This window comes from Leptotrichia sp. OH3620_COT-345, assembly GCF_003932895.1.
Lineage (GTDB): Bacteria > Fusobacteriota > Fusobacteriia > Fusobacteriales > Leptotrichiaceae > Pseudoleptotrichia.
Map to the genome: position 1 here is coordinate 137,587 of NZ_RQYW01000005.1, position 9,517 is coordinate 147,103.

Annotated in this window: 9 protein-coding genes; 8 read left to right on the forward strand and 1 reads right to left on the reverse strand. The window is 27.6% G+C overall.

Translation table 11 applies throughout. The features are described 5' to 3' along the window. The first annotated feature begins 83 nt into the window (after positions 1–83). From EII29_RS04700 to EII29_RS04710, 3 genes are all read left to right on the forward strand, one after another. Entirely contained in the window at positions 84–608 is a 525-nt protein-coding gene (locus EII29_RS04700; protein WP_199726025.1) for a gamma carbonic anhydrase family protein, read from the forward strand. A gap of 472 nt (positions 609–1,080) precedes the next feature. Next, complete coding sequence (locus tag EII29_RS04705) at positions 1,081–1,311, forward strand: hypothetical protein (RefSeq protein ID WP_125236382.1); 231 nt, start codon at positions 1,081–1,083, stop codon at positions 1,309–1,311. A 195-nt stretch (positions 1,312–1,506) separates the two neighbouring features. Next, complete coding sequence (locus EII29_RS04710) at positions 1,507–2,016, forward strand: hypothetical protein (protein WP_125236383.1); 510 nt, start codon at positions 1,507–1,509, stop codon at positions 2,014–2,016. Positions 2,017–2,465: 449 nt separating this feature from the next. Here EII29_RS04710 and trpS read toward each other — a convergent pair whose 3' ends face one another. Continuing rightward, on the reverse strand, positions 2,466–3,437 hold the full coding sequence (trpS, locus tag EII29_RS04715; protein WP_125236384.1) for a tryptophan--tRNA ligase: 972 nt from the start codon (positions 3,435–3,437) through the stop codon (positions 2,466–2,468). A gap of 708 nt (positions 3,438–4,145) precedes the next feature. Between trpS and EII29_RS04720 the strand changes: the two genes are divergently transcribed. The 5 genes from EII29_RS04720 to EII29_RS04740 all read left to right on the forward strand — a co-directional run bounded on the left by EII29_RS04720 (position 4,146) and on the right by EII29_RS04740 (position 8,985). After that, a complete protein-coding gene (locus tag EII29_RS04720) occupies positions 4,146–5,144 on the forward strand; it encodes a LacI family DNA-binding transcriptional regulator (RefSeq protein WP_125236385.1) in 999 nt (332 codons plus the stop codon). Between the two features lie 83 nt (positions 5,145–5,227). Then, the gene (locus EII29_RS04725) at positions 5,228–6,529 is read left to right on the forward strand and encodes an ABC transporter substrate-binding protein (protein WP_125236386.1); all 1,302 of its coding nucleotides are present in this window, start codon (positions 5,228–5,230) and stop codon (positions 6,527–6,529) included. 17 nt (positions 6,530–6,546) lie between these two features. Further along, complete coding sequence (locus EII29_RS04730) at positions 6,547–7,437, forward strand: carbohydrate ABC transporter permease (protein WP_125236387.1); 891 nt, start codon at positions 6,547–6,549, stop codon at positions 7,435–7,437. A gap of 21 nt (positions 7,438–7,458) precedes the next feature. Continuing rightward, positions 7,459–8,283, forward strand: coding sequence for a carbohydrate ABC transporter permease (locus EII29_RS04735; protein ID WP_199726026.1), 825 nt, complete (start codon positions 7,459–7,461; stop codon positions 8,281–8,283). A gap of 12 nt (positions 8,284–8,295) precedes the next feature. Continuing rightward, a complete protein-coding gene (locus EII29_RS04740; protein ID WP_158612464.1) occupies positions 8,296–8,985 on the forward strand; it encodes an MBL fold metallo-hydrolase in 690 nt (229 codons plus the stop codon). Positions 8,986–9,517: the final 532 nt, after the last annotated feature.

Sequence of the window (9,517 nt, forward strand, 5' to 3'; positions counted from 1 at the left end):
GTAAAATTTTAAAAATAGAGTAATTAAGTAAAAGTATAAGATATATAAAACAGAATAATAAAAGAACGGAGAAAAAATAAATTATGATTTATGAACTGGATGGAATAAAACCTGAAATGGAAAAAGAAGTATTTGTTGCTGAAAATGCTACTATTATAGGAAATGTGAAATTGTACAACGGTTCAAATATATGGTTCGGAGCAGTTTTAAGGGGAGATGTGGAAAAGATAACTATAGGAAAAAACAGTAATGTCCAAGATAATTGTACAATACATACAGATTTGGGGTATCCGTGTACTGTAGGTAAAAATGTGACTGTAGGTCATAATGTTATACTTCACGGATGTGAAATATCTGATAACGTAATAATAGGTATGGGGAGTACCCTTCTGAATGGAGTTAGAATCGCACCTGACTGTCTGATAGGGGCAAATTCTCTCGTCACAGATAAAATACCTTATGAGAAAGGAGTTCTTATTTTAGGAAGTCCTGCAAAAATAGTACGAAAACTGACTGATGAAGAAATAGGACATATACGTAAAAATGCTGAACATTATGTAAAAAATGGAAGACGATTTTTAAAAACTTTAAAAAAATATGAAGTATAAAATTATTATTTAAAAAATTTCGGATTTTAAGTCCGATTTTTTATTTAGTTTGGATATTTATAATTCATAGGAAAAGTGTAAAAAAAGTTGATATTGTTAGTTTATTATTTATTTTTAAAAAATTATAAACCGCTTTTTTAATCGGATTTATGAAAATAGAAGAATATATAAAATTATATTTTTTAAATTATAAATTATTTTATCAATATTTTATAATTTAAAAAAGAAAATAAATTTTTGTATACGATATCCAAATATATCATAATTTATAATATAAAATTTATTTTGAAAAATGGAGATATTTTAAGAAAAACTAAAAATATTGTTTTAAATGGAAAAATACGAAAGGGGTAAATTTTGAAATCAACTTATATCAACTTATACCGATATCGTTATTATTGATTTTTTCTGATAGAATTTGTGTGTTAAGAGGAAATAGAGAAATTAATTAATATTAATGGAGGTAAATAATATGTTAGAAGTATTTTTATTTAATGTAATTGTAGGAGGAATTATATTATCATTAATCGGGCTGATAGGATTGGAATTATCAGAAAAGTTTAGCGGGAAATATAAAGTTTCAAAAAAAAGAGTTTTCAATGACAAAAATAAAGAAACAAAAAAGTATAGACAAGTAAAAATAGCAAAAAATAACGGGAAAATCGATATAAGACTATCAGAAACTAAAAATGAAGTTGCATAAAAATAAAATAATATTAGTAAGCATTGTATTTAGAAAATATTTGAAATGCCAAATATCTTTCAACTATTTACATTAGATATTATATCTGATTTGGTAATTTACTAATAATAAATAAAAAGTTTTCTGTATTCATTTTATTTTAAGCTATATTTGATAAAATAATTTTAATAAATTAAATATGAAAGGAATATGGAAATGAAAAAAATTTTACTGCTAATATTTATGATAATGTCATTAACAATTTTCGGAATATCAAAAACTGAAGGACTGGGACAAGATATCACTTCAAAAATAAAGTTTTTAATGACACGCGATCAGTTTGAAAAAGTTATTCAGAGAAAGAAAATAAGAGAACAGAACGGAATAGTTTATTATGAAAATGTACAGGATCCCATAGGTTTGGAACAGGAGCTTGCAAGTTTTATATTCACAAAAGATGGACTGATATCTTCGGTATTCAGTAGATTTACAGATTTACAAGGACATAAAAAAATATTTAATCAATACCGTGAATATTTTAAAAATGTTCCAAAAAATAAACTTACAAAAATTGAAAATCTTAAAGACAATGCAATTTTATATTATAATGATAATATATTACTGTCAATAAAATATTTTAACAATCAGACTTTAATAACAGTGCAGCTTTATAATAATGAAATATTAGATTATAGAATAAAAGAAATAAAAAATATAAAAGAATAATCTAATATAAGAGTGTAAAAATATAAAAATAAGTTTTAAAAGTTGAAGAGCAGAGGCAAAAATTAAAGTTATCCGTTCAATTTGTATGTAATATAAACAAAGGATAGTAAAACAATAACATTTTTCACAATTTGTTATCTTTTTTTAAATAATTATGATACGAAGTTTGTGATTTTGTTTGAATTATAACAAAAAAAGCCGGTACATTCCGGTTTTTTGTTATATTATTTAATTTATTGCTTAATAGGGGTTGTATTATTATACTATCATATTATAGATTATAGGGTATAACATTTTTTAAATTATAAATTATTATTTTGATATAGATTATTTTATAATATAAATTTTATACTTTATAAAATCAGTAAAAAAATAGTTTTTAATTTTTTAAATATATTCTATTTACAGTCAAAAAATACTCTTGATTCATAAAAACAAATGTTGTAAATTCAAATTTTATTTAACAATCCCACTGTATTTCTGACTTCTTCCATTTTTGCAGAAGCAACTGAACGTGCTTTTAAAGCTCCATTTTTTAAAATTTCATAAACATAATCCATATTTTTTTCAAGTTGTTCACGTTTTTCTCTGAAAGGAGTAAAATAATCCATAAATTTATCAAATAATTGATTTTTAGCATGTCCATATCCAAAATTTCCCACTAAGAATTTTTCTTTTAATTCTTCGACTTCTTTTTGTGTGGCAAAAAGAGAATATAATTTTGTTATATTATTATCAGGATTTTTAGGTTCTTCAAGAGGTGTAGAATCTGTAACAATACTCATAATCTGCTTTTTTATTTCCTTTTCGGAAATAAACATATTGATAATATTTCCATAAGATTTACTCATTTTGTCGCCATCTATTCCGGGGACTACCGCAAGATTTTCAACTATTTTTTCCTGAGGAAGTTTAAAAATTTCTTTTCTATAAGTTTCATTAAACTTAATAGCAATATCTCTTGTAATTTCCAAGTGCTGTTTCTGATCTTTACCTACAGGAACAACATCAGGGTCATACATTAATATATCAGCAGCCATTAAGACAGGATATGTAAACAGTCCTACATTAGATTTAATACCTTTGGCAACTTTATCCTTATATGAATGAGCGCGCTCAAGCAGTCCCATAGGAGTGACATTTGACAATATCCATGAAAGTTCGGTATGCTCCGGAACATCAGACTGTAAAAATATCGTTGATTTTTCAGGATCAAGTCCTAAAGCAAGATAATCAAGAATAGCATCTATTGTATTTTTTTTAAGGCTTTCTCCGTCAGGTGATGAAGTAAGAGCGTGATAATTTGCAAGGAAATAAAATCCTTCATATTTATCCTGAAATTCCACAAATTGTTTTATTGCCCCGAAATAGTTACCTATATGGAGAGTACCGCTTGGCTGAATGCCTGATAAACTTCTCATAAAAACCTCCGTTATGTACAAATGTTATAAATGAAGATATCCTAATAAGTTAAAAATTATAATTATAATATACAATAATATATGTTTAAAAAATATAAATTTTTCAGTTTATATATATTATAAAGATTAATAAAATATATAAAATAATATATTTTTTGACTTAATCTGGATAATCCGAAATTACAGTGTAAAAAATTATAGCACTTTTATTTTATATTTTCAACTATTGACAAATTAAAATATAGAGGTTAAAATATATTTGTTAACGATAACATTTTAAAAAACGGAATACATTTTTAATAAATTTTTTTGACATATTTTACATATCCGCTTTTATAGTGGAAAATGCAATCAAGGTTGTTTCATAAAATTTTTAAATTATGACTGATATATTTTTTGAGGGTATAAAGGGTATAAGCTGTTATTTATATCAATTATATAAAAATAAGAGAATATTAACAATTCAGTGTACTTTATAACTTAATGGAACAATCTTGTTTTGCGTTATATTCTTAAATGTCATTTACAATATATCCTGCCTACATGATGGAATATTATAGCTTTTCCAAAATAAAACAAACCTATATTTAGTTAGTATATTATATAAAATACGGTTTATATTTTTAGAGAATTTTAAATATACTTTATTGTTTCATATAAACTTGTTAACGATAACAATATTGAAAAATATATAATCAGGAGAGATTTATGAAAAATATAACTATTAAAGATGTAGCGGAAAAATGCGGAGTTTCTGCACAAACAGTTTCGAGAGTATTGAATGAAAGTGAAAATGTCAGAGAAAGTACAAGAAAATTTATAAAAGAAAAAATAAAAGAGCTTGGTTATAAACCTAATTTATATGCCAAAAATTTAAGTAGCAGAAAAACAAAAAATATACTGGTTTCTATAAGGAGAAGTAAAGGGCATACAGCAACTATATGGACGAATATATTGGTCAGTGAAATTTTTGCCTGTAATAGAGACAAAAATATATCTCTGTTCATGGAGCAGTATTATGAAGATAAAGACTTAAAAAATTCATTGCTGAACACATCAAATACATTTATTGACGGCGCTGTTATATTTTATGAAAAGGAAAATGACAAAAGAATTGAAATTCTAAAAAAAGAAAGAATACCTTTCATTATTCTTGGAAAAAGTTATTCGGATGAAGATACATATATTTCAAATGATGATTTTAACTCGGTTTTTAAAGGAACTGAATATCTTTTTGAAAAGAATATAGAAAATATAGTTTTTATTACAGCAAATCCCACACCTATGAATATAGAAAGGAAAAACGGGATTATAGAAGCATACAGGAAAAAAGGCAAATCTCTTGAAAAACTTAGAATTATTGAAAGGATGAACAATCAAAAGGAAATATATGGACTTGTAAAAGAGCTATACAACAAAAAATCAATGCCTGAAGCATTTTTTGTATCAGGAGATGAAAAGGCGGTGGCAGTTTTAAAAGCCTTAAATGATCTTCGGATAAAAATTCCTGATGAAATTTCTGTCTTGGGATTGGACAATATACCAATTTCAGAATATTTTTTTCCGGCATTGACGACAGTAGCTTTAAATTATAAAAAAATATCTGAAAGAGTTTATGAAAAGTTAAGTAATATGATGAATGGAATAAAAGAATATTCTGAAGAAATTCCCGGAGAAATTGTTCAAAGGGAGAGTGTGAGAAAATAAATTTAAATATTGGATAGTTGGAATGAAAGGAGGATAGAAGTTTATAGGCTACCAAAAAAAAGTTGAAAAGGAGAGTGGAACAAATGAAAAGAAAAATTGGTTTTTTAATATTTTTAAGTTTATTTTTACTGATTTTAAGTTGCGGAGGAAATCAAAATAAAACAAAAGACGGGAAAGTAAAACTTGTTTTTTATTATCCTGTTAATGTAGGCGGCCCTGTGGCAAAGATAGTTGAAAAACTTACAAAAGATTTTAATGAGGAAAATCCGGATATAGAAGTGGAAGCCGTTTATACAGGAAATTATGATGATACTGTGACAAAAATCCAGACTGCCGCTCAAGGAGGAAATCCTCCCGATTTATTTGTAAGTCTGGCAACACAAAGATTTACAATGGCTTCAAGCGGTATGGCCATGCCTCTGGATGAACTTATAAAAGAGGATGGAGAAGAAGGGAAAAAGTATATTGACGATTTTCTTGAAGGATTTATGGAAGATTCTTATGTGGATGGGAAAATATATTCAATACCTTTTCAGAGAAGTACAATGGTTCTTTATTATAACAAGGATATTTTCAAAGAAGTAGGTTTGGATCCTGAAAAAGCACCTGAAACATGGGAAGAGCTTGTAGAAATAGCAGGAAAAATCGCAAATGACAAAAGAAAAGGTGTAGGAATAGCATTGAATTCAGGTTCGGCTCAATGGGCATTTACAGGATTTGCACTTCAGAATAGTATTGACGGTAAAAATTTAATGAGTGAAGATGGGAAAAAAGTATTTTTCAACACACCTGAAAATGTAGAAGCACTTCAATTTTGGATTGATTTACAGAAAAAATATAAAGTAATGGCGGAAGGTATAGTTCAGTGGACAGATTTGCCGTCACAATTTTTGGCAGAAGAAGTTGCCATGATATATCATACTACAGGGAATTTATCCAACATAGCAAAAAATTCTAAATTTAACTATGGAGTGGCATTCTTGCCCGCACATAAGAGAAAAGGTGCACCTACAGGAGGAGGGAATTTCTATATTTCTTCAGGAATATCTCCGGAAAAACAAAAAGCTGCATGGAAGTTTATAAAGTACCTTACAACAGCAGAAAGAGCAGCACAATGGAGTGTGGATACAGGATACGTGGCAACGAGAAAAAGTGCTTTTGAAACAGATATAGTAAAAAATTATTATAAGGAAAGACCCCAAGCAAAAGTGGCGTATGAGCAGCTTCAGTTTGCAAAACCTGAGCTGACAACTTACAATGCAGCTGAGATATGGAGAATATTAAATGATAACATACAGTCTGCAATAACAGGAGAAAAAACAGCAAAAGAAGCTTTGGATAATGCACAGAAAGAGGCTGCTGAAGTACTGAAAGATTTTAACTGATTTTTACAGGAGGTAAAATGGATACGAAACTGAAAAGAAAATTGAAAGAAAATATAACGGGTTTTTTGCTGCTTTTGCCTTCTTTAATATTTATGGTCGGATTTACTGTTTTACCTGTTTTTAAGAGTTTTTATCTGAGTTTTACAAAATATACTTTAGGAATGAAAAAACCTTTATGGTCAGGTTTCAGTAACTATATCAGTCTGTTCAAAAGTGAAATTTTCTGGAAGGTAATGTATAATACAATATTTTTTTCCGTGATAACAGTTGTTCCATGTATGGTTTTAGGATTGACACTGGCATTTTTAGTAAACCGTAAAAGTAAATCGGTGAGTATATTGAGAACTGTATATTTTTATCCTGTAGTTATGCCGATGATAGCTGTGGCAAGCATATGGATGTTTATATATATGGGGAAAAATGGTCTTTTAGACCAGTGGCTGTCAGCTTTAGGAATGAAACCTCTGAATGTATTGTCAAATAAAAATACGGTTTTACCTTTTATGGCAATAATGTATGTATGGAAAGAATCGGGATATCTAATGATTTTTTTTCTTGCAGGATTACAGGGAATATCCGAAGATTTATTTGAATCAGCCAGAATAGATGGAGCAGGATTCTGGGTAATGCTTAAAAATATTACTTTGCCTTTGCTAAAACCTACAATGATTTTTGTATCGACAATAGCATTGACAAATTGTTTTAAATTAGTAGATCACATAGTTATAATGACTGAAGGTGCTCCAAACAATGGAAGTACTTTGCTGTTATATTATATTTACCAGCAGGGATTCACAAATTTCAACTATGGAAGATCATCGGCACTGACAGTGATAATGCTGTTTTTACTTCTTTTTGTATCTTTGCCGAGATTTTTCAGACAGGATAAAAAAGCATTTTACAATTAATTTTTAAAATAGGGGTCAAATATGAATATAATAGAAAAAGGGAAAAACTCGATAATTACGGTATTGGCTTTTATCATAGCTATAATCTGGCTTATACCTTTAATATGGATGGTAGGGACAGCTTTTACCGAACCGTCTTTTAGTATGTCGCTATTTCCGAAAACTCCGTTTACTCTGAAAAACATTATATATGTGTGGAATGCCGTTCCTTTTAAGATATATTATATAAATACTCTAATACTTGTAACAATAACATTTATTATTCAAGTATTTACTTCGACTATGGCAGCATATGCTTTAGCTGTAATGGAACTGAAATGGGCAAAATATGTATTTATTATAATATTTATGCAGATAATTATACCTAATGATGTTCTAATAACTCCGAATTTTATGACTTTGAAGGACTTAAGTCTTATAAATACAAAACTTGGGATTATGATTCCGTTTTTAGGTACCGCTTTTGGGATATTTCTGCTAAGGCAGCATTTTAAAACTATACCGAAATCATTAGCGGAGGCTGCAAGAATAGACGGTGCCAATACATGGCAGATAATCTGGAAAATTTATATGCCTTGTGCAAAGCCTGCTTATCTTTCATTCGGAGTAGTCTCGGTAAGTTATCACTGGAATAATTATTTATGGCCGTTGATTGTTACAAATTCAGTACAGAACAGAACTTTGACAGTAGGATTGGCTCTTTTTGCAAAATCTAAAGAAGCAACAATGCAATGGGCAAATGTAAGTGCTGCCACTTTTATAATAATATTCCCACTCATTGTTATATTTTTCATATTACAGAAAAGATTTATAAACAGTTTCATAAGTTCGGGAATAAAAGAATAGGAAGTGACTTTAGTGAAAAAATTAAAATTTTTGGGAATCGGATCAGCTTTTAATCCGGTTCTTGATAATACAAGTGCATTTTTTACATATAATGAGAATTTTTATTTAATAGATTGCGGTGAAAGTGTTTTTCGGAAAATATGGAACTTAAAGGAAATGCTGGACAGTAAGGAAATTTTTATTCTTATAACTCATTTTCATTGTGATCACGTAGGAAGTTTAGGTTCTCTCGTATCTTATCTTTATTTAAAGAAAGGAAAGATTCCGTATATTATACATCCCACAAAAAAAATAATATCATATTTGGAAATGGTTGGAGTAGAAAAAAAATTTTATAAGTATAGAAATAAACTTCCTGAAATATCCAAAGTAAAAAATCGTGAAATTGAAGTGAAACATGTAAATGATATGACATGTTACGGATATGAAATTATTTTTCCCGATGAAACGGTATACTACAGTGGAGATGCTGTTGAAATACCTGAAGAAATATTTCAAAAATATTTTTCAGGTGAAATAACGGAAATATATCAGGACACATGTAGTTATATAGATAAAAATCCAACACATGGAAATATTTTTTATTTAGAAAAAATATTTCCTTCGGATAAAAGAAACAGGGTTTACTGTATGCATTTAGACAATGATTTCAGAGACACTATTGAAAAAAAGGGATTTGGAAAGATAGAATATATTGATTAATATTTTATATATTTTTCAAAAAAGATGAACTGAAAATAATTCAATTCTGTGAAGGTTAATGACCGATTTAGTCAATAAATTGATAAATAATAATCTGAAAGTGTAATTCAGAATTATAGTGGATTACACTTTTTTCTTTTATTTAATAATATTTTTTATTATAACAATTCTTTCCAACTTTAAATTTAAAAAAATTTAATATATCATTTCTTAATTTCTTTACATTTCATTGAATGTAAGTTTATCAAAATATTTTTATCAGAGGGTGTCTGAAAGCTTAAAATTTATCATATTTTTAATATTGTTTTTACTTTTTAAATTAACAGAGTTATGATAAAACTAATATTCTATCATTTACAACTGTTAAAATTTCCATTAAAATCTGTTATTTTAACAACAGTTTTATCAAACAAAATTACAACCTGCAAAAACTCAATTTAAAGGAAATAATATAACTATAAGAATTTTCATTGAAATTTTGTAAAAAATAAGATATAATTCACTAAAATATCAAAAATTAAATTAATAAATA